General features: G+C 58.9%; 18 protein-coding genes. 10 read left to right on the top strand and 8 right to left on the bottom strand.

The genetic code is table 11. From position 1 onward, the window contains the following. The first annotated feature begins 5 nt into the window (after window positions 1–5). A complete protein-coding gene (locus tag G536_RS0107495) occupies window positions 6–902 on the top strand; it encodes an ABC transporter ATP-binding protein (protein ID WP_022822968.1) in 897 nt (298 codons plus the stop codon). A gap of 139 nt (window positions 903–1041) precedes the next feature. Continuing rightward, window positions 1042–1803 (top strand): hypothetical protein, encoded by a 762-nt coding sequence (locus tag G536_RS0107490; RefSeq protein ID WP_022822967.1) that lies wholly within the window; start codon window positions 1042–1044, stop codon window positions 1801–1803. 36 nt (window positions 1804–1839) lie between these two features. Here G536_RS0107490 and G536_RS0107485 read toward each other — a convergent pair whose 3' ends face one another. The 7 genes from G536_RS0107485 to dnaG all read right to left on the bottom strand — a co-directional run bounded on the left by G536_RS0107485 (window position 1840) and on the right by dnaG (window position 10594). Continuing rightward, window positions 1840–2622, bottom strand: coding sequence for a hypothetical protein (locus tag G536_RS0107485; protein WP_022822966.1), 783 nt, complete (start codon window positions 2620–2622; stop codon window positions 1840–1842). Window positions 2623–2777: 155 nt separating this feature from the next. After that, window positions 2778–3350 (bottom strand): cupin domain-containing protein, encoded by a 573-nt coding sequence (locus G536_RS26795; protein WP_022822965.1) that lies wholly within the window; start codon window positions 3348–3350, stop codon window positions 2778–2780. A gap of 213 nt (window positions 3351–3563) precedes the next feature. Further along, window positions 3564–4847, bottom strand: a complete 1284-nt coding sequence (locus G536_RS26790) for a bifunctional 3,4-dihydroxy-2-butanone-4-phosphate synthase/GTP cyclohydrolase II (RefSeq protein ID WP_281170603.1) — start codon at window positions 4845–4847, stop codon at window positions 3564–3566. Window positions 4848–5035: 188 nt separating this feature from the next. After that, window positions 5036–5839 (bottom strand): pyrroline-5-carboxylate reductase, encoded by an 804-nt coding sequence (gene proC, locus G536_RS0107470; protein WP_026879943.1) that lies wholly within the window; start codon window positions 5837–5839, stop codon window positions 5036–5038. Between the two features lie 57 nt (window positions 5840–5896). Then, a complete protein-coding gene (locus G536_RS0107465) occupies window positions 5897–7075 on the bottom strand; it encodes a glycosyltransferase (protein WP_022822962.1) in 1179 nt (392 codons plus the stop codon). A gap of 11 nt (window positions 7076–7086) precedes the next feature. Continuing rightward, window positions 7087–8313 carry a glycosyltransferase family 4 protein gene (locus tag G536_RS26785; protein WP_022822961.1) on the bottom strand — a complete coding sequence of 409 codons (1227 nt, stop codon included), beginning with the start codon at window positions 8311–8313 and terminating at the stop codon, window positions 7087–7089. Window positions 8314–8521: 208 nt separating this feature from the next. Then, entirely contained in the window at window positions 8522–10594 is a 2073-nt protein-coding gene (gene dnaG / locus G536_RS0107455) for a DNA primase (protein WP_022822960.1), read from the bottom strand. Between the two features lie 268 nt (window positions 10595–10862). On the opposite strand from dnaG, the gene G536_RS0107445 reads away from it, so the two are divergent. Together G536_RS0107445 and G536_RS0107440 are read left to right on the top strand one after the other, a co-directional pair. Beyond that, complete coding sequence (locus G536_RS0107445) at window positions 10863–11681, top strand: DUF6597 domain-containing transcriptional factor (protein WP_022822958.1); 819 nt, start codon at window positions 10863–10865, stop codon at window positions 11679–11681. 61 nt (window positions 11682–11742) lie between these two features. Further along, entirely contained in the window at window positions 11743–13329 is a 1587-nt protein-coding gene (locus G536_RS0107440) for an FAD-dependent monooxygenase (RefSeq protein WP_022822957.1), read from the top strand. 91 nt (window positions 13330–13420) lie between these two features. Here the strand turns inward: G536_RS0107440 and G536_RS0107435 are convergent, their stop codons facing one another. Then, window positions 13421–14704, bottom strand: coding sequence for a hypothetical protein (locus tag G536_RS0107435; RefSeq protein WP_022822956.1), 1284 nt, complete (start codon window positions 14702–14704; stop codon window positions 13421–13423). 132 nt (window positions 14705–14836) lie between these two features. Between G536_RS0107435 and G536_RS0107430 the strand changes: the two genes are divergently transcribed. The 6 genes from G536_RS0107430 (at window position 14837) to G536_RS26775 (ending at window position 20186) form a co-directional block, all read left to right on the top strand. Then, a complete protein-coding gene (locus tag G536_RS0107430) occupies window positions 14837–15940 on the top strand; it encodes a sensor histidine kinase (protein WP_022822955.1) in 1104 nt (367 codons plus the stop codon). 106 nt (window positions 15941–16046) lie between these two features. Continuing rightward, the gene (locus G536_RS0107425) at window positions 16047–16349 is read left to right on the top strand and encodes a hypothetical protein (RefSeq protein ID WP_022822954.1); all 303 of its coding nucleotides are present in this window, start codon (window positions 16047–16049) and stop codon (window positions 16347–16349) included. A gap of 2 nt (window positions 16350–16351) precedes the next feature. Beyond that, window positions 16352–17536, top strand: a complete 1185-nt coding sequence (locus G536_RS30455; RefSeq protein WP_084708521.1) for a sensor histidine kinase — start codon at window positions 16352–16354, stop codon at window positions 17534–17536. 48 nt (window positions 17537–17584) lie between these two features. Then, the gene (locus tag G536_RS0107415; RefSeq protein WP_022822952.1) at window positions 17585–18283 is read left to right on the top strand and encodes a LytR/AlgR family response regulator transcription factor; all 699 of its coding nucleotides are present in this window, start codon (window positions 17585–17587) and stop codon (window positions 18281–18283) included. 337 nt (window positions 18284–18620) lie between these two features. After that, window positions 18621–19721 carry an Mrp/NBP35 family ATP-binding protein gene (locus G536_RS0107410; protein ID WP_022822951.1) on the top strand — a complete coding sequence of 367 codons (1101 nt, stop codon included), beginning with the start codon at window positions 18621–18623 and terminating at the stop codon, window positions 19719–19721. Between the two features lie 129 nt (window positions 19722–19850). Continuing rightward, on the top strand, window positions 19851–20186 hold the full coding sequence (locus tag G536_RS26775; protein WP_022822950.1) for a NifU family protein: 336 nt from the start codon (window positions 19851–19853) through the stop codon (window positions 20184–20186). Window positions 20187–20241: the final 55 nt, after the last annotated feature.

Genomic DNA, 20241 nt, shown 5'->3' with positions numbered 1-20241 from the left:
GCGGCATGCCTATTCTCGAACTCGACAATGTTTCTAAAAGCTACGGCAGTACCACCGCCCTTAAAGGTCTCACGCTGAGCGTAGAGCCAGGCAGCGTATACGGGTTGCTGGGACCGAATGGCAGCGGCAAAACCACCACGCTGGGTATTGCACTGGGGGTGCTACGGGCTTCGGGTGGGTCGGTGCGCTGGTTTGGGCAGGCGCCGTCCAGTGACAACCGCCGCCGTGTGGGCGCCTTGCTGGAAACGCCCAACTTCTTCCCCTACCTCTCGGCCCGCCAAAACCTGCTGCTGGCCGCCGATGTAAAGCGCGCCGACCCTCGCACCGTGGATCAGGCCCTGGACCTAACCGGCTTGGGCACTCGCCAACACGACAAGTTCCGGGGGTTCTCACTGGGTATGAAGCAGCGGCTGGCCTTGGCATCTACCCTGCTCGGCAACCCCGAGGTACTGGTACTCGACGAACCCACCAACGGCCTCGATCCGCAAGGCATTGCTGAAGTGCGCGACTTGGTAACGCGCCTGGCCGCCGACGGCAAAACTATCATTATTGCTAGCCACCTACTCGATGAGGTGGAAAAGGTGTGCACTCACGTAGCCGTGCTCCAGCGTGGCGACCTGCGCGCCGCCGGCCCCGTGCACAGCATCCTGGCCACTGCCGACCGGGTAATTCTGCGCCCGGCCCCCGATACCAGCATCGTCACGTTGCAACAGGCTCTGGCGGCGCTACCTTGGGTATCGGACCTGAAGCCGGAAACGGCCGGGATTTACAGTGCTGTGCTAGCCGCCGGCCACGGCCCCGCCGACCTGAACCGCGCCCTCTTCGAGCAGGGCATTGCCCTAGCTGGGCTGGAAGTCCGCCACCGCAGCCTGGAGGCTCAGTTCCTGGAGCTGACCCGTTGATGCGCCCTTGATGTGCTAATTTTTGCTGCGTTGATGTGGTGGCTACGCACGCCCTCAACCAATCAACGTGTTATTAATCAGCATCATACTAAGCATCAACGATCGAAACACTACTAATCAGCACACCAATCATCAATTTATGTTCCGCGCTGAACTTCGTAAAATACTACCGTACCGTACCGTCTGGATTATTCTGCTGCTGTTTGTGGTGCTGCTGGCGCTGTTTGTGTCAGCGGGGGGCAGCGTGACATTGAACGGACAGCAGGTGGGCGCTACGCTCTACACGTTTCCGGGGCTGTGGCAGAAGCTAACCTACGTAGCCAGTTACTTCAACCTGCTGCTGGGCATTCTGCTGATTATCCTGATAACCGACGAGTTTCAGTTCCGCACGTTCCGGCAGCAGATAATTGATGGGTCATCGGTAGCCGAGCTGCTGCAAAACAAGCTGCTGGTTTCGGTGGCCCTGATGGTTTTCGGGATGCTGACGGTGCTGGGGCTAGGCTTCTACTTTGGCCTGACCCGCGCCGCCGAAACGGCCAATAAGGCCGCTGAAGGCATTACGGGTATTGCTCTGTACGGCGTGCAGGTGCTGGGCCTACTGTCGATGGCGGCGCTGGTGGCGGTACTGGTACGCCGCAGCGGGCCGGGTATCCTGCTATTCCTGCTCTACGCCTGGGTGGCCGAGCCGCTGCTGCGCTTCTCCCTCCCCGACTCGCTAGACCGGTTTCTGCCCGCCAAGGTGTTCAACAGTCTAACGCCCCTGCCCGGCCAGGAAATGCTCGATACCGTAACCGGTCCATCATCGGCACTACTGCCTACTGAAGCGCTGCCGCTGGCTCTTGTGTACACGGCGCTATTTTGGGGGTTGAGCTACTTGGTGCTCCGCAACCGAGATTTATAGAAAAGAGTAAATGAGCAACTTAGAATGATTATTCAGCTACTCTTTCACTAGCGAGTTGGCGTAGTTCACGATAAAGGCTAGTTCGCGGGCCACGGTGAAGCTGAGCTGGTTCTGTTTGGCGTATTGTTCGAGCTGCTTGGATTGGGCCCGAAATACGTTCAGCAAATCTTTTTTGGGATTACGCAGGGTAATAATGTCGCCGGTGGGTGTGGCTAGAAAGAAGTCGTCCTTCATTTCGGTGTAGGTGCCCATGTAGCGGCCGGGGCCGTACGGCGTGCCATAACCGTAGCCGCCGTAGGCGCTGGAAGTCGGAACGCTGCGCTGCATCAGCGACTCGCGGCGCAACAGCATCCGGGGGCCGTTGCTGAGCTGCTCGAAAAACGCCGGCGACTTGAAGTCGCTGTAATCATTGCCGCGGTTCCAGCGAAAGGTTCGGAACACCCGTACTCGGTTCAGGTCGGAGGGCTCGGTGCGCCGGGCGCTGAACATGGGGTTGCCGTAGTAATAGCCAGCGCGGGCGTCGTAGAAATTGTCGTAGTAGCCGGTGGGTCGGCGGCTGTCCCGATCTTCGCCCTTCACGGCAAAGCTGTTGATAGCCACCGCCGAAAGCGTGGTAACGGTGCCGTCGGCCTGTGCCATCATCAGTACGTCCTGGTCGCGGCGGAGCGTGATGGGGCCGCGCAAGGTGTCGCCGTTGGTGAGCAAGATGGTGCTACCGGCAAACTGCTGGGTGAGGGGTGTTTGCTGGGCCTGGGTGGTAGCCGCTACCGTCAGTAGTCCGGTCAGCAGGGAGAAGAAAGTAGCGCGAAGTAGGGTCATAGCCGGGGAAAGATAACCGAAAAAACGAGGGTCAACCAGCTGGACAACGTCGTTTTTCAACGGCCAACTAGAAACCGACCGTCTTTGGGGGTAACTGCCAAACCCGCCGCTCGGTTCACTTCCATTCAGTGCTCTTTCCTTTGCTTTGTCGGCTTTTAGTCCGGATTAATTCGGCCACCGACGAAGATGGTATCATTCTTTGCAGCCAACGCTTTGCGGGCTTCCGGATTTTGGTCGGGCATTTTGGCGGCGATGCGGAAGTACTCTTCCATGTTGCCCGCTGGCTGGTGCATAACAATCAGGCGGGCCGGACCTTCACTGTTTTTCACGAAAGCATGCGCCACGTTGCGCGGCACCATCAGCGAATCCCCCGTTTTTAGCCGCAGAATATCCTCTCCTACCTGAAACTTGAACTCCCCGCTCAGCACGTAAAACCACTCATCCATTTTAACGTGGATGTGCAAAACAGGACCAATATTTCCCCGCCGGAGCGTATCGAAAATAACGCACCGTCCCTGCGTGTCCTTGCTCGATACTTTCACGGTGAAAGTAGCGTCGAGAAACTCGAATGGCTGGTTGGTTCGGTCATCACCGGCTCTTACCAAAACCGCTTTTTGAGGTAGCTCATCGTTGGCCCCAAAGGTTGGAGGGGCAGCAATAGTCGAAGTGCCGGTATAGGCTAAAGCTGGGGCTGCTAACGACAGATGAAGAAAAGAACGACGTTGCATAGCGAAGCAGATATAATCAGTGAAATTGAATATATAGCTTAACTCGCTATGGACCAACGAACTCACCCTTATATGTGATACTCGACATAAGTCGAATTCAACCAATTAGTAACGCCAAACCTAAGTTATTTACTAGCCCCCTAAAGCCAAAAACGCCCCGCACATTACGTGCGGGGCGCTAACTAAGCTGGTTCAAGAAACCGGAGGCAACGACTAGGCGCCGGCCACTCCTACCACCGGGTCGGGGCTGACGTGCGGGGCGCGGCTGGCACTCAGAATGGTATGGCCCATTTTGTCGCGCTTGGTAGCCAGGTAGCTCTGGTTGTGCTCGTTGGGCTCGATTTCAATAGCCACCGACTCCACTATTTCCAGACCGTAACCAATCAAGCCGGTACGCTTGCGGGGGTTGTTGGAGAGCAGGCGCATCTTACTGATACCCAGGTCACGCAGAATTTGGGCACCTACGCCATAGTCCCGATCATCAATGCCGAAACCCAGCTCTACGTTGGCTTCCACGGTGTCGCGGCCCTGCTCCTGGAGCTTGTAGGCGCGCAGTTTATTGAGCAGCCCGATGCCGCGGCCTTCCTGGTTCATGTACACCACCACTCCCCGGCCTTCGCGCTCAATCTGCTCCATAGCTTTGTGCAGCTGCGGCCCACAGTCGCAGCGGCAGCTCCCGAAAATGTCGCCCGTAACGCAGGAACTGTGCACGCGCACCAATACAGGCTCGGGCGTGGAAATGTCGCCTTTCACCAGAGCCAGGTGCTGGGCACCGTTGGAGCTTTGAGTGAACGAATACAGGTCGAAGTCGCCCCACTGGGTGGGCATGCGCACCGAAATATCGCGCGAAATCAGACTTTCGTTGTTGAGGCGGTACTTGATGAGGTCCTGTACCGAAATCAGCTTCAGGTTCCACTTGTCGGCCACTTTGCGCAGCTCGGGCAAGCGGGCCATTTCGCCGTCTTCGCTCAGAATTTCCACCAGCACGCCGGCCGGCTCGAAACCAGCCAAGCGGGCCAAGTCAATGGCGGCTTCAGTGTGACCAGCGCGGCGCAATACGCCTTCCTTGCGGGCTTTCAGCGGGAAGATATGACCAGGCTTGCCCAGTTCCTCGGGCTTGGTTTCTGGGTCAATAAGGGCCAGGATGGTCTTGGAACGGTCAGAAGCCGAAATGCCGGTGGTCACGCCGTTCTTCAGCAGGTCTATGCTCACCGTAAAGGGAGTGGCGTGCAGGGCCGTGTTGCGGCCCACCATCAGCTCCAATCCCAGTTCTTCGCACCGGGCTTCGATGAGCGGTGCGCATACCAGGCCGCGGCCGTGGGTGGCCATGAAATTAATAACCTCAGGCGTGGCGCAGCGGGCAGCACAAATAAAGTCGCCTTCATTCTCGCGGTCCTCGTCGTCAACTACTACTACAACCTTGCCGGCCCGGATATCGGCAATGGCGTCTTCTATGGAATCAAGCATGGAACGCTGATTTTTCTGATTAAAAAGGATTTCACGGATTTTGCAGCGGTGAAATCCTGCATGAATTTGCTGCTACAACCACGAATGGACTCGCGAAGTTACGAGCAGTGAAATTGTGAAGTGGTGAAATGGTGAGTTTGACGTTTTAACCGCACCAACTGCGCAAGCTGAACATCAAACTCGCTGAATCACTAAGCCATTAAATCACAATTTCACCACTACTCCTTAGCCAGTTCGGTGGCGCGTTGTTGGGCGGCTTTCATGCCGTCAATGAGAGTTTCGGCGAGGTGGCCGGCGCGGAAGGTGCGGAGAGCGGCTTCGGTGGTGCCGCCTTTGGAGGCCACGTTGGCTATGAGTTGGTCGAGGCTTTGGTCGGAGTTGTTGAGCAGGTGGAAGGCGCCCAGCATGGTCTGTTTCACCAGCAGCCCGGCCACCGATTCGGAGAAGCCCAGCTCCTGCCCGGCCTGCATCATGGCCTGCACGATGTAGTAGAAGTAGGCCGGCCCGCTACCGCTCACGGCCGTTACGGCGTCGAGCAAGCTTTCATCTTCCAGGAAAATAGACCGGCCCGTGGCGTTCAGCAGGTTCTCAACCTGGTGCAGCCGGCTGCGCTCCACTTCCGGAGAAGCCGAAAAGCCGGTGATGCCCATGCCTAGCAGCGCGGGCGTGTTGGGCATGGCGCGCAGCACTTGCCGGTGGTCTAGCTCCCGCTGCAACCGCGCAATTGGGATGCCCGCCATGATGGACACTACCACTTGCTGCGGCTGCAATACCTCTCGCAACCCAGCGGCGGCCTTGCCAAAATCCTGGGGTTTCACGGCTACCAGCACCACATCGTAGGTACCCACCGCCTCGGAAAGCAGGCTGGTGGGCAGGTTCAATACGCTGGCGTTGAGGCGCTGACAGTGCGCATCGTCGCGGCCCAGCAGCAGCATGTTGGTGCGGGCTACCAGGTTGTATTGCAGGAAAGCCTTGGCAAACGCCTGTCCCATGTTGCCGCAGCCCAAAATGGCAATACGCAGGTTATCCATTTCAATAAGCTAGTCGGTGAAAAGGCAAATATAGGGCGAAGCCAAAGCTTAGCTCGGCTGCTGCCCAAACAACACTTCCAACTGATTAGTGGATGCCTGCCAGTCGTAGTGCTGCTGCACGAACACGCGGCCTTGCGCGGCTAAGCGGGTAGCGACGGTGGTATCGGTTAGGAGCAGGCTGATGCTGTCGGCCAGTTCAGCGGCCGATTGGGCTACCAGCAAATCCTGGCCGGGGTGTCCATGGAGGGCGTTATTGGCCAGTGGGGTCGTCACGCAGGGCAGCTCCATGGCCATGGCTTCGAGCAGCTTGTTCTGCAAGCCCGTGCCCACCCGCATGGGGGCCACAAACACCCGCGCCGCCGCGTATGCATCCCGAATATCCTCCACCCAACCGCTAATCGTTACGGCTTCAGAAGCCAAGGCCCGAACCCGCGGGGCCGGCGAGGTACCAGCCACCAACAGTCGCGCCATTGGGTGCGTGCGGCGTACCAGCGGCAGAATTTCCAGGGCCAGAAACTCGGCGGCATCCACGTTGGGGTGGTAGTTCATGTTGCCGCAGAACAGCATGTCGTGCGTTTTCTCGGCCGTGCGGGGCTGGAAAAAATCAACATCGATGCCGTTGCGGACGATGTGGATTTCCTGGCGGCGCGGGTGCTCAATCAGCTGCCGGTCTTGGTCGGAAATGATAGTATGATGCTGAAACCAGTCGAAGGCGGCAGCTTCGTACGCCTGCAAGCGGCGGCCTTCATGGCTAAATAACCGCCGTTCGGCCCAGCGGCACTGCTCGGCGCGGCGCAGCATCCCCGTCGAAAACACGTCCATATAGTCCAGCGTCATGGGCAACTGACCAGCATAGTTGCGCACGTACTGCGCCATCCGAATCAGCTGGCAGTACACATGGTCGGGGCGAAACGCTTGCATCAGCGCATCAAGCTGGCGTTGGGCGGCGGCATCGTAGAAGTAGCCGACTTGCAGCGGCAAACCCCGGAGCGTGGCCAAGGCCATATTGCGGGCAATGCCGGGCCGGCGCAGGCGCTGCACGTGCAAACCACCCGTGCACAGGGGCCGCACCGCCGCGTAGCTAGCCGCCGATACGTCCTCATCGGAGAGGCAAAACAAGCAAACTTCGTGGTGGCGGGCCAGGTAGCGCAGCTGATGATACGCCCGGAGCTTGTCGCCTTTGTCAAGTGGGTACGGAAACCGGGACAGCAAAACCAAGAGCTTCATAGCAGGCAAACTTACGCCGTTTCCACGCGCCGCTGCTGCACCACGCTGTATAAGTCAAGGAAACTCTCCACCACGCGGCGGTTGTCGTAGAGGCGCGCAATGGTGCGGGCGGCCTCGCGGCCAATCAGGTCGGCGGGCAGCTGGCCGTGGTAGTAACGGCCGATGGCTTCCACCCAGGCGTCGGGCGTGTCGCGCACCAGAATGTCGTGGTCGTCACGGACGTGGATGCCTTCGGCGCCCAGCGTAGTGCTCAGAATGCACTTGCCCAGCGCCATCCCTTCGATGATTTTGATGCGCATACCGCCCCCACTCAGCAGCGGCACCAGCATCACCTCATACTGCTGCATAAACGTGGCCGCCGATTCCACGAAGCCGTGCACTGTGACGCCCGGCAATTGCAACTCCCGAAACCGCACCGGCATTTCCTTACCCGCCAGATGGAATTCCAAATCTGGATACAGCTCGTGCACCCGCGGCCAGACTTCCGCCAGAAACCAATCCAAACCCTCCTGGTTGGGCAGCCAATCCAGGGAGCCTATCATGAACAGCGTGCGGGGCTTGGACTGGATGGCTGGGTCGGGCTGAAACCGGTCGAGGTTTACGCCGGCCGGTATGAACACCACCGGCTCGTGGCAGCCCAGTTGGCGCAGGCGCTGCTGGTCGGCTTCGGTAATGGCCGCCACGGCATCAAACCGCTGCCACACTTCCAGCTCGTACTGCTTGAGCCGCTTGGCCATCGTGCTGAGGAAGAACTTCTTAAGCGGGTTCCCGGTACGGCTGGCCAACATTGCCCAGATAGAATACTCGATGTTATGGGCCCGTAGCACCAGCGGCGGCAGCGTTGCGGTAGCGTCCAGCCAAGGCGTGGCGTATAGTGCCACAAATGAGCCTTCCATTTGTACCACGTCGAAGTCGTCTTCGCGCAGCAGCTCCGCTAGCCGCACGGCTACCGCGTCGCTCAGAAACCGCTCTATATTATACGGCAGTTCACTGAACAGCAGGTTACGGAGCGCTTTCACCGGCGAGAGGCGGGTATCCACATCCACCGTAACCAGGCGCAGATTAGGGCCGAGGTGGGCCAGCGCATCGGCAGGCTGGTCGTGCTTGGGCGTATTAATGGCCAGTACTGTTACGCGGTGCCCAGCCCGGATGAGGCCTGCCGCCACGTCGTACATGGCAATGGCCCCGCCATCGGTGGGTGGAAACGGTACGCGCGGACAGAATTGCAGTATATGCACAGAAAACAGGACAAGCCGAACAGGCCGCAAAGCTACAAAGAACGTGCAGGTGGCAAAGCGGCCACGCTATCCACGTTATTTTAAGCGCAAAGGGGCTATCCAAACAGATGTTGTCATTCCGACGCAGGAGGAATCTGGGTGCAGTCGTTCACTGATTTCTCTCAGATTCCTCCTGCGTCGGAATGACAACGCATTTAGCGGCTTACCACTACGCTCCGCGCGAAAGCACCGTCCCGAGCATACCTGCCAGCTGGTTATCCATCTGCTTGAGGGCGCGAATGGTTTGCAGGTGGCCGTCGAGGGTGGCCTCGTCCATGGGGTGTCGTAGGGCGTCCATGTGCTCGGCCAAGGCCCGTTCCACGTTCACTTTGTTGAGGCGCAGAATGGCGTTGTCGCAGGCAATTTGCAGCAAATCAAGCTCACGGGGCACGTGTATCTGGTGGGTGGTCCAGTTGGGGCTTAGCTCGTAGCGTTCGGTGGCTAGTTCGGCTACTAAAGACCGGATATCGGAGCGGCTGTGCTGGATGAGGATGCGGATTTCCGGCCAGCGGCCCTGGGTTAACTCCTCGCGGCACAAGTGCAGCAAGTCGCCGTACACGCCGGTTTTGAAAGGCGTATCATCAAGCTGCCCGAAGATGTACTGCGCCACGCTCACGTCCGGAGCCAGCGGCTGGGCCGAATACAGCAGCAACAGCCGCACTACTTCCCGTTCGCACTGCTCCTGCACGTCGGGCACGGGCTCCAGGTCCTCTTTGGTGAGGGTTTGCAGGTCGCCGCCTCCGCCCATCAAATCTTCTGGCGAGGCGCCGTACATCAGGGCTTCCGCTTCTTCCTCGGGGCTCATGGGCCGTGGGGCCGGGCGGGCCGTGGCGGGCGTCTGGCCAGTAGCCGAGGCACTGCCTGAGCGGGGCTTCTGCACATCTAGGCCGGGGAGGCTGGCCGGCGACTTGGCAGTTTGGCGGGCAATCTTGTTGTACTCGGTGATGAGCACCTGCTCGTCGATGCCAAACGTCTGGGAGGTTTGCTGCAAAAACACCTGCCGCTTGATGGGGTCGGGCACTTTAGCAATGCTTTGCAGCACCTCCCGGATGGCTTCGGCTTTTTTCACCGGGTCCTGGGCCGCTTCGCGGGAAACCAGGTCGGTTTTGAACTGGATGAAGTCGTGGCTGGCCTGCTCCAGGTGCTCCTTGAACTTCTGGTCGCCGACTTTGCGGATGTAGCTGTCGGGGTCGTCGCCATCGGGAAACAGCACCACGCGCACGTTCAGGCCGCCTTCCAGCAGCATGTCAATCCCGCGCAGCGAGGCTCGAATACCGGCCGCGTCGCCGTCGTAGAGCACGGTTACGTTGTCGGTGTAGCGCTTGATCAGGCGGATTTGGCCGTCGGTGAGCGAGGTACCCGACGAAGCCACCACGTTCTTGATGCCGCCTTGGTGCAAGCTCAGCACATCGAGGTAGCCTTCCACTAGGTAGCACTGCTCCTCGGTCCGGATAGCCTGCCGGGCGTGGTAGAGGCCGTAGAGCACATCCGACTTGTGGTAAATCTCCGACTCCGGCGAGTTCAGGTACTTGGCGGTTTTGTCGTTGGGCTTGAGCGTGCGCGCCCCAAACCCAATCACCCGGCCCGAGATGTTATGAATCGGGAACATCACCCGGCCCCTGAACCGGTCGTAGCGGCGGCCGGTATCCTGGCCGTTGTCGTCTTCGCGGCGCACTACAAGGCCGGTTTTCTCCAGGTACTTCTGCTCGAAGCCGGCCGCCGTAGCTGCTTTCAGCAAGTCGTCCCACTGATCGAGGGAGTAGCCCAGTTCGAAGGTGGCAATGGTGGTTTGGTTGAGGCCGCGCTGGCGCAAGTAGCTCCACCCGATGCTCTGGCCTTCCTCGTTCTTTTGCAGCAGCTGGTGGTAGCGGTCCTTGGCCCAGTTGGACACGATGAACTGCGAATCCTTTTCGTTTTGGGCCAGCTGTTGCTCGGGCGTTTTTTCTTCTTCCTGAACCTCGATGCCGTACTTTTTGGCCAGGTACTTCAGGGCCTCCACGTAGCTGGTGCCCTCGATGTCCATGATGAACTGCACCACGCCGCCCGCCTTGCCGCAGCCGAAGCACTTGTAGAGCCCCTTGGCCGGCGCCACCGAAAAGCTCGGCGACTTTTCGTGGTGAAACGGGCAGCAGGCCCACATGTTCTGGCCTTTGCGCTTGAGGCTAACAAAGTCGCCCACCACCTCCACAATATCGGCGTGGTGAATTATCTGATCAACTAGTTCTTTGGGAATCCGAGCCATACTGCCCGCAAAGGTAGGCAGGAACCGGCGCGAAGTTTTCGCCTTTTCACGTGAACACCACCCTAGCAACTAGCCCGTCATACGGAGCTTGCCGAAACATCTCGCCTGCTTCGTTGGCTTGACCCTGGAAGTAGTCAGCTAAGGCAAAGACCTGTGCCCCCGTTGCCACCAAGCCAGGTTCCAGCTAACAGTGTCTACGCCGGCACATTAGGCAACTCAAGAGGCTACGGAACTTGTATCAGTACGCCCCAGTAGGCTATCTTTCAACATGCGGCACCAAGAAGTTGAACCTCCGAAAGAGCTACAGGACACCATTAAGTGCTTCTGGCACACCCGCCTGAATTTCGGAGATGTAGCATCGAGATTTGAGGTACTGCCGGATGGCTACGCGGAAATTATTTTTCATTTTGGCAGCGCCTGTAGCATTGCTATTGGAGAAGAATTGCAGCCATTACCATCCCCATTTATAGTAGGGCTGCTTACTCAGCCAGTGCATTTTCATACGAGAAACCAGCTGGAAATCATCGGTATCCGATGCTTTCCCTGGACTGTATTTGATTTGCTGGGCCTACCGCCTGATAAAGACGGCGTGCGTATTGTGGAGCATCCCATTGCTCAGCTGCATGCGCTGTTGCACAAGTGTATTCAGGCGGACCAGATAGCTGAAGCACTGGCACAGGTAAGTCAGTATTTCGTGCAGGCCCGGACGCTGATGCCCAATGGCAGCCTACTAGGCAAAGCGGGCGTGGCGATGCGGGAAGCCAACGGCACCCTGCCAGTCAGCCAGGTTGCGGCGGCGGCGCACGCCACGGTTCGCACGTTGGAGCGGAAGTTCAAGCACTCTTCGGGCTACACGGTGAAAGACGTATCCGGGCTGATGCGCTTCGAGCAGGTACGCAACCACTTATGGCTTACCCCGAATACCAACCTGGCCGGCTTAGCACAAGAGTTGGGCTACACCGATCAGGCCCACCTCAGCCGGGAATTCAAACGCTACAGCGGCACTACGCCCGCGGCCTTTGCCCGGAAATCCAGGAGCGGACAACCGGCGGCAGGCGCCGATTTTGTCGTGTTTATTCAAGCCTAAGGCAGAAGCTTTCCGGAGTTTTGTGTTGCAATCATTCTCTGAAAAAGCAACCCTGGAAAGCATGAAATCCGCACGCAATCAACCTATTTACGATGTCATCATTGCCGGTGCCGGGCCGGTCGGGCTGTTCCTCGCCTGTGAGCTGGCGTTGGCCAACTGCTCTGTTCTGCTCCTGGAAAAGGCGGAGAACCAGCACTCGCCCTTGAAGCGACTACCGTTCGGGCTGCGGGGGCTCAATGCACTTTCGGTGGAAGCTCTTTACCGCCGGGGGCTGCTACAGGAGCTGGAAGTACCCAAACGCTTTAAAGCCTCACATTTCACTACCCCGGCCAAACCAGGCTCGAAACATCAGGCGGGTGGCCACTTTGCTGGCATTCAATTTAATAGCGACACTATTGACGCCTCCCAGTGGCCGTACCGCCTGCCTAGCTCGACCGATATCCAGCTATTTTCGGAGCTAGAGGAGCTGGAAACGGTACTGGCTCGCCGCGCCGAAGCGTCGGGCGTAGCAATCAAGCGCGGAGTAGCCATCAGCAATTTTCAGCAAACTACGGATGGGGTAACGGTGCAGGCCGGTAGCCACTCGTTTGAGGGGAAATGGCTGGTAGGTTGCGACGGAAGCCGGAGTGCAGTGCGCAAGATGGGTGGTTTCGACTTCGCCGGTACCGAGCCAGAATTCACCGGCTACTCAGCCCAGGTTGACCTGGCCGACCCGGAGAAGCTTCGCCCAGGCCGCAACGTGACGCCCACCGGCATGTACATGCAGGCCCAGCCCGGTTACTTGGTACTACAGGATTTTGACGGCGGGGCGTTTCATAGCACCGGAAAGCCCGTTACGCTTGAGCATGTGCAAGAATTACTACGCCGCATCTCAAACACTGACGTTACCATCAGCGCCTTGCATATGGCCACCACATGGACGGATAGGGCTCGGCAAGCCAGCACCTACCGCAACGGCCGGGTGCTGTTAGCCGGCGATGCCGCGCACATTCATTCGCCGCTGGGAGGCCAGGGGCTCAACCTGGGGCTGGGCGATGCCCTGAACTTAGGCTGGAAGCTGGCCGCCACCATCCAAGAGCAAGCGCCGGACGGCTTGCTAGACAGCTATTACACCGAACGGTACCCAATCGGGGCCCAAGTGTTGGACTGGTCCCGCGCTCAGGTTGCCATCATGAAACCAGACCCAGCGGCTAGTGCCCTGCACGCCATTGTCCGCGACCTGATGAACACGCGTGATGGGGCCACCTATTTTGCCGGCAGAGTGTGGGGCATTTCCACTCACTACCCTCTCGGCAGCGGCCACCCGCTGGTAGGCCGTAGCGTGCCCAACTTTGAATTTGAAACCGGAACGACGATCGGCGAGTACCTGCATGATGGCCACGGGATACTGCTAGATTTTACCGGGGATGAGTCCCTCAAAACGCTAGCGAATGAGTTCGGCCACCAACTAAAGTACGTTTCAGGCCCGGCGAAAGAACAGTTGGGCATCAGCGCCGCCCTGATACGCCCGGATGGGTTTGTGGCTTGGGCTTCTGACAACGCCCCCGATTATAGCGCACTCCGACAGACCGCCGCTCATTGGTTTGTTGAATCTGCCGTTAACCCGTGGCAAATGCAGCACAGCCTAGTGCAAGTACAGCAGCAATGAAGGCCGCATCACTCACTACGCACTACATATGCAGCCAGTTCGTCATCAGCGAGCATACTTGAAGCTGCCCATCCAATGAACCAGAATGCCCCTAATAATTCCGGCTGGCGGTGGTTTCGGGTATAATGACCACGTAATCGTAGCCTAGGATGGTGGCTTGCAGCTCCTGATCGGCGACGGGCATGTTTTTGTAGAGCATGGCCCGGCGCAGGGGGCGCAGGTCGAATACCTGCCAAGCGCTGCCGGCGGGCGTGACGGCCATGAAGGGCTTGACCATGGGCTCGTCGGCGGATGAGTAGGAGGTGGCGTTTTTGCTGAAGTCTACCGGATTCTGGCCGGTTACTTTCTGGCCCTGTTTGCCTATCACGAAGATGTGCAGGCTTTTCTGGTCGTGGGCGTCGGCTAGGTTCACGGCCAGGTTGCCCACGTCGTAGATGTCGCCCCAGATGCTGCGGCCCCGGCCTAGGTGGTAGGCCCCGAACTTGAAGAGCATGGGCGGCAACGGCTGCCCGGCTTGCTGGTACGGCTGCAACTCCGCTAGCAGGTTGCGCTTCATCAGGTTGATGCGCGTCTGGTGGCCACCGGGCTTGCCGGAGGCGTTGATTTTGAAGATGTTCGCGCTGGCCTCTAGGTCCTGGAACAGCTGGCGCACCGCTAGCGGCTCCGTGGCCGTCATCTTCCGCAAACTATCGAGCAGCGTAGGGCGCATGTTGTTGATGGTGATGCTGCCGTAGTTATCGGCTATCAGGGCGGCCCGGTCGTGGGTTTGGATGGCGGTGGCTTGTTTGCGCAGAAACGTGCGGGTCGTGGGGCTTTTCACCTGGTCGGCCATGAGCGTGAGGGAGCGGCCGGTGGAGGCAAAACCCAACTGCTCGATGCCCACCACTGTGGTGTTCTGCGCCCGTAAGGAGCGCGCTAGCTCAAACTCCTCTGCCCAGCTATAGAACGACAAGCTCATGGGGAACTGCTGCAAATACGCCGTGGGCAGCCCCGGCTGGGCGGTCAGCCGCGTCAGGTCCTGCGCTTGGTACTTGTCGATTTCAGCTACGTACACCTTGGGTTTCAGTACCTGAGCCACGGCCTGCGCGAAAGGCGGAATCTGGGCCATGCCGTGGTCTTCGCCCAGCAGCACCAGCGTGCTTTTCTGTATGTCTTGCTGAAGCTTGTCCCAGCCGGGGCCGCTGCATTGGGTGCCGGTTTGGGTGAGGGCGAACTGGTTTTTCCGCATCAGCCGTGCAAAAGTAGTGTCGGTGGGCGCCTGGGCGTGTGCTGGGCTAGCCAGTACACCAACTACCACCGTGAAAGCCAACTGCCGCAGGCGGCAGCCCAGCGTGGGGCGAACTAGGGACTTGGCGGCGAGGAGAAACCGATTCATGAGGCAGGACATTTGGGAAAGGAAGAAGATCTGGCACGAAGAAATTGCAGAGCTTTAGGCCCCGGAAGTTTATTCGACCAAAGCGCGGCCCAACACCACCAAAGCGCGAGTTGGTCTGCCGTTTTACCTGGTATGCCCGCACCTATTTCGTTTGCCGCTTTCCACTGGCGCCGCCTGAGTGCCCGCACGACCACCGTGCTGCTGCAACTAGTGCTGTGGGTGGTGCTGGCGGGCTTCTACTTCGCCTGGAACAACCGGCCCAACTTCCACTTCGAGGGGCCGGTGTGGCCGCTGGTAGCTTTGCAAATGGGCTTTTCCGTGCTGCTGTTTAACAGCTTGGTGTACCTGATTATTCCGCGCTGGCTGCTGCAAGGGCACTACTGGCGGGCACTGGCGGCGGGCGTGGCGGTGCTCTACGCATTTGAAATCTGGATGTACCTCGGCTCCCGCGTGGCCCAGGCCTACCTGCCCATTTCGCCCCTGATGCACCGCACGTTGCAGCAGTTCTACGTGGCCAACTTTTGGCCGGAACTGCTTAGCCCGGTGGCGCAAGTGAATGTATTTCTGGGGATGTTGGCCGTGGTGCTGTTTCCGGTGCTGGTTAGTTTTCTGGCGTATGCGCTGGTGGTGGACCGCCGCCGCCTGGCCCTGGAGCGCGACCATCTGCACTTGGAGTTGGGGTATCTGAAGTCGCAAATCAACCCGCAGTTTCTGTTCAACACCCTCGGCAGCCTCCACACCATGACCCGCACCCACGACGAGCGGGCCGGCGACGTGGTGCTGCACCTGGCCGACCTTATGCGCTACACCCTCTACGAAACCGACACGGAACGCGTACCCCTGAGCCGGGAGCTGGAATTTCTCGATGATTACCTAGCCCTGGAACGCCTGCGCCGCCCCGCCACCGTCGGTATCAGCCACACCGTGGCGTGCACCACCGGGGCACAGCAGGTAGCCCCTCTGCTGTTGCATCCGTTTTTGGAGCGCCTGTTTGCCGGGCTCAATGCGGCTTCCGAGGCCGCCGCGCAAGTGCACAGTGAAGTGCTGGTGGAAGCCGAAGCGGTGACGTTGCGGGTAAAGCGCACCACCGAGCAAGCCCTGCCCCTCACCTACCGCACCGATGCGGCCATTGGCGCAGCGTTGCGGCGACTGGCCTTGCAGTACCCCGGCCAGCACACAATCAACCTGACCGAAACCGCACACCAGGTGCAGGTCGAGCTGTACATTCGTCTGTGATGTTCTCTACTACATAAGCCCGTTCCTTCCTAGCTCCGCTCGGGACGACAACGGTTCTTCGGCTATAAGTAGTTACGCTTTCGTTTTCACCCCCGCTTTTTACCAGATGCCTTTCGCATTGCTACTCTTATCGGAACAGGCTTCACCGGGCGTACTGCCTGCCGTGGTAGCCGTGGCTGGCATTATTGCCTTGGGGTTTGTGCCCTGGCTGGTGTACCGCAACCGGAAAAACAAACGCGCCATCGGCATCATCCTTCTGTGTTTGGTTGTGCTGTTTGGCTTATCGCTGGGCCAGTACACGCCGTTGTTTCTGGTTGCTTTCCTGGTACTGCCCGTCATGGGCATCGTGTTTCTGATGTTCCGTAAGCCCACCGACACCACCTCCAACCGCCCCGACTCACCCCAATAGCTATGGCAGTTTCAGGCTCCCGTATGCTGCGCTACGCCGCCACGCCAGCGAGCCGGGTGGGTCGGCATCTGTTCTGGTGGACGCTGTTTGTCGGCTTCGAATACCTCGTGTTCAGCCAGTGGCAGCAGCAGCCGGTTGTCACGTGGGGGTTTGTGCTCAAAGACACGGTGGCGGCAGTGGCTAGCTACTATTTCTTCTCGCTGGTACTGCTGCCGCGCTTTTTGCTACGGCGCCGATGGCTGCTCACGGCCTTGGGCATGGGCGCCATTTACTACTTCTGGGCGCTGCTGTGCTACGTCTGCTTCACGCTGTTCGACCACTACAACCTGATTTCCAAAGACGCCTACGAGTACATGCACCGCTTTCTGGATGGCAGCCTGTGGGAAGGGGTGTTTTCGTGGCGTAGCGTGAGCATGGGCCTCAGCGACTTTGCCGTTACTATTGTGCCGCCCATTCTGCTACGCTTCATCCAGTTTTTGCTGGCCAGCAGCAACCAAAGCCTGCGCCTGCAACGCGAAAACCTCACCCTGGAAGTCAGTTTTCTCAAAGCCCAGGTGAACCCGCATTTCCTGTTCAACACCCTCAACAACATCTACACCATGGTGGTGAAGCAGGACGAGCGCGCGCCCGATATGGTGGCGCACCTCTCGCACCTTATGCATTACACGGTGTATGAGTCGGATGCGGCGCTGGTGCCCCTGAGCCAGGAAGTAGGTTTTCTGGAGGCGTATCTGGAGCTGGAACGGCTGCGCTACGGCCAGAAAGTGACCATCAGCTACCACAAAGCCGACCTGCCGCACGATTATCGCCTCACGCCGCTGCTGTTCTTTCCGTTCGTGGAAAACGCCTTCAAGCACGGCGTTGATAGCAGCCTCGACGCCTCGTGGGTGGCTATCAAACTGACGGCCGAGGCCGAACAGCTGCACTTTGAAGTCAGCAACAGCTTGGCTCCGGCCGCGCCCAGCCGAGCGTTTGGCGGCGTAGGAATTGCCAACGTGCGCAAGCGCCTGGCCCTGCACTACCCTGCGCAGGACTACCAGCTCACCATCCAGGCGGCCCCCGATACCTACCGCGTAACGCTCACGCTACGCCTGCAACCACCCGCCCCCGCTGGCTCGCCTACTGCTCCCCCGCCCCTAGCCGAGGCCGCGCCACCCCAGGTAATTCCGCTTGCGGGGCGCCCCTAGAACGGGCATTCTGGTCACGTTTTCGCTTCTGCTTTTCTTTCTTCGCTTATGATTAATTGCCTAATTATCGACGACGAGCCGTTCGCCCGCGAGCTGCTGGAAAGCTACCTCGCCAAGATTCCGTCGTTGCACTTGCTGGCCAGCTGCGAGCATGTATTCGAGGCGCTGGAAGTGTTGCAGCAGCAAAAAGTGGACCTGGTGTTATCGGATATCAACATGCCCCAGGTCAACGGCATCGAGTTTATCCGCTCCCTGCACAATCCGCCCTACGTAATTTTCGTGACGGCCTACCCCAACTACGCGCTGGAAGGCTTCGAGCTGGACGCCCTCGACTACATCGTGAAGCCGGTGTCGTTTCCGCGGTTTCTGAAAGCCGTGAACAAGGCGCTGGCCGTGCTCAACACCCGCCCGACGGTGCCCGTCCCGCCTGCGCCTGAGTTTCTGTTTGTGAAGGAAGGCAACTCCTTGCAGCGGGTGCTCTTTCATGAGATTTACTACATCGAAGGCATGAAAGACTACATCAAAATCATCCTCAAAAACCGCGTCATCGTCACGTATCTGCGCATGAACCGTATCGAGGACCAGCTCCCCCCCGACCGATTTACGCGCATCCAGAAATCCTACATCGTCAAGATTGACGCCATCAAAGCCATCAGCGGCAACGAGGCCGAACTCTACGACCTACCCGAAAAACTGCCCATCGGCAAACAACATAAGGAAGCTCTGCTAGCCCGCTTCGGCCTATAAAACCACCCTTCTATTAATAACCTAATCACCACTGACGGTAACCAAACAGAACGTCATGCAGAGGCGGCGCCGAAGCATCTCGCGTGGCGTCGTTGGAGTAGCATTGCAACGTCAGTACGCGAGATGCTTCGGCGCCGCCTCTGCATGACGGCCTTTCTTACTTGTGAGTTATAACCCGTTACCCTGGGCTATACCACGCAGTGAATGCACAACGGCGCAGCTTGTTGCTGGGCGTAGTTTTATTCTCCCCAGTTCATGTTGCTACGCGGGTAACTTCCGCCCCCGTTTCCGGGTTATCTTTGCACTTCGATTCGCATTTTCCGACTCCTCGATAGATATGGCAATTACCCAAGAAGACGTCCTCAAGGCCCTGAGCTACGTGGAAGAGCCCGATTTGGGCCAGGACCTCGTTACGCTCAACATGATTGAGGACGTGCAAATCAACGGCAAAACGGTGTCGTTTACGGTGGTTCTCACTACGCCGGCCTGCCCCCTCAAAGAGCTGATTCACAACGCCTGCGTGCGCGCCATCCATACGATGGTGGACAAAGACGCCGACGTACAAATCAAGATGACCTCGCGCGTGACCACCATGCGCCAGAACCGCGACATTCTGCCCGGCGTGCGCAACATCATTGCCATTGCCTCGGGTAAGGGCGGCGTGGGCAAAAGCACCGTGACGGCCAATCTGGCCATTGCGTTGGCCAAAACCGGCGCCAAAGTAGGCCTCGTTGATGCCGATATTTCCGGCCCTAGCATGCCCCTGATGTTCGGGGTGATGGATGCCCGCCCTCACGTCTACCAGACCCCCGAAGGCAAGAACCTGATTGAGCCAATCATTGCGCACGGTGTGAAGTTAATGAGCATCGGCTTCCTGGCGCCCGCCGAATCGGCCATTGTGTGGCGCGGCCCGATGGCTTCGTCGGCGCTCAAGCAGTTCATCACCGAAGTGGACTGGGGCGAGCTGGACTACCTGCTCCTCGACATGCCGCCCGGCACCTCCGATATTCACCTCACCATGGTGCAAACCGTGCCCGTTACCGGCTCGGTTATCGTGACCACGCCGCAAAAAGTGGCTCTGGCCGACGCTGAGAAGGGTTTGCAGATGTTCAAACTGCCGCAGATCAACGTGCCAGTGCTAGGCGTGGTGGAGAATATGGCCTGGTTTACGCCCGCTGAGTTGCCCGACAACAAGTACTTCATCTTCGGGGAAGGTGGAGGAATCGGGCTGGCCGAAAAGCACCAAGTGCCGCTACTGGGTCAGATTCCGCTGGTGCAGGGCATCCGCGAAAACGGCGACCTGGGTACCCCGGCCATTCTGCAAACCGGCACCCCCGCCGCCGCCCTGTTCGAGCAGCTGGCCGAAGAGCTGGCGCGGCAGGTATCCATCCGCAATGCGGTGGCTCCCAAAACCAATATTGTGGAAATGAACTCGTAAGTGCGCTGGCGGGGCAACTTTGCCACTAGAAAGTTGGTTTACCGTTTACCCGCCAGAAGCCTTACCTTTGCTAGTACCCCACGGCTGGCTGCTTCCTGTGAAGCTGATCAGTCGCTCAACCTGTAGTTTATGACGCATTCCGCCGCCGTAGAAGACCACCCGTTACTGTCACGCATTGAAGTAGCCTTGGACGGTATCCGTCCGTATCTGGCAGCCGATGGCGGCAACGTACGGGTGCTGGAAATTACCGACGACATGGTGCTGCGCCTGGAGTTGCTCGGGGCCTGTGGCACCTGCCCTATGTCGCCGATGACGCTGAAAGCTGGTGTGGAGGAATCGGTGAAGAAGGCCGTACCCGAAATCCGGTCCGTAGAGGCCATCAACATCACCCCCATGTCAGAGCAGCCGGCCGGGCAAACGGGTCACCCCGTTTCGCCAGCCCCGGTACCTACTCCGCAGTTCTAAGTTAGACTAGTCACATACGAAGCGCCCCGCTCCTACCGGTTTTCGGTGGAAGCGG

It is taken from the genome of Hymenobacter norwichensis DSM 15439, from assembly GCF_000420705.1.
GTDB classification, from domain to species: domain Bacteria; phylum Bacteroidota; class Bacteroidia; order Cytophagales; family Hymenobacteraceae; genus Hymenobacter; species Hymenobacter norwichensis.
The sequence above is the reverse complement of the archived record's forward strand: the minus strand, read 5'-3'. Positions and strand labels throughout refer to the sequence as shown.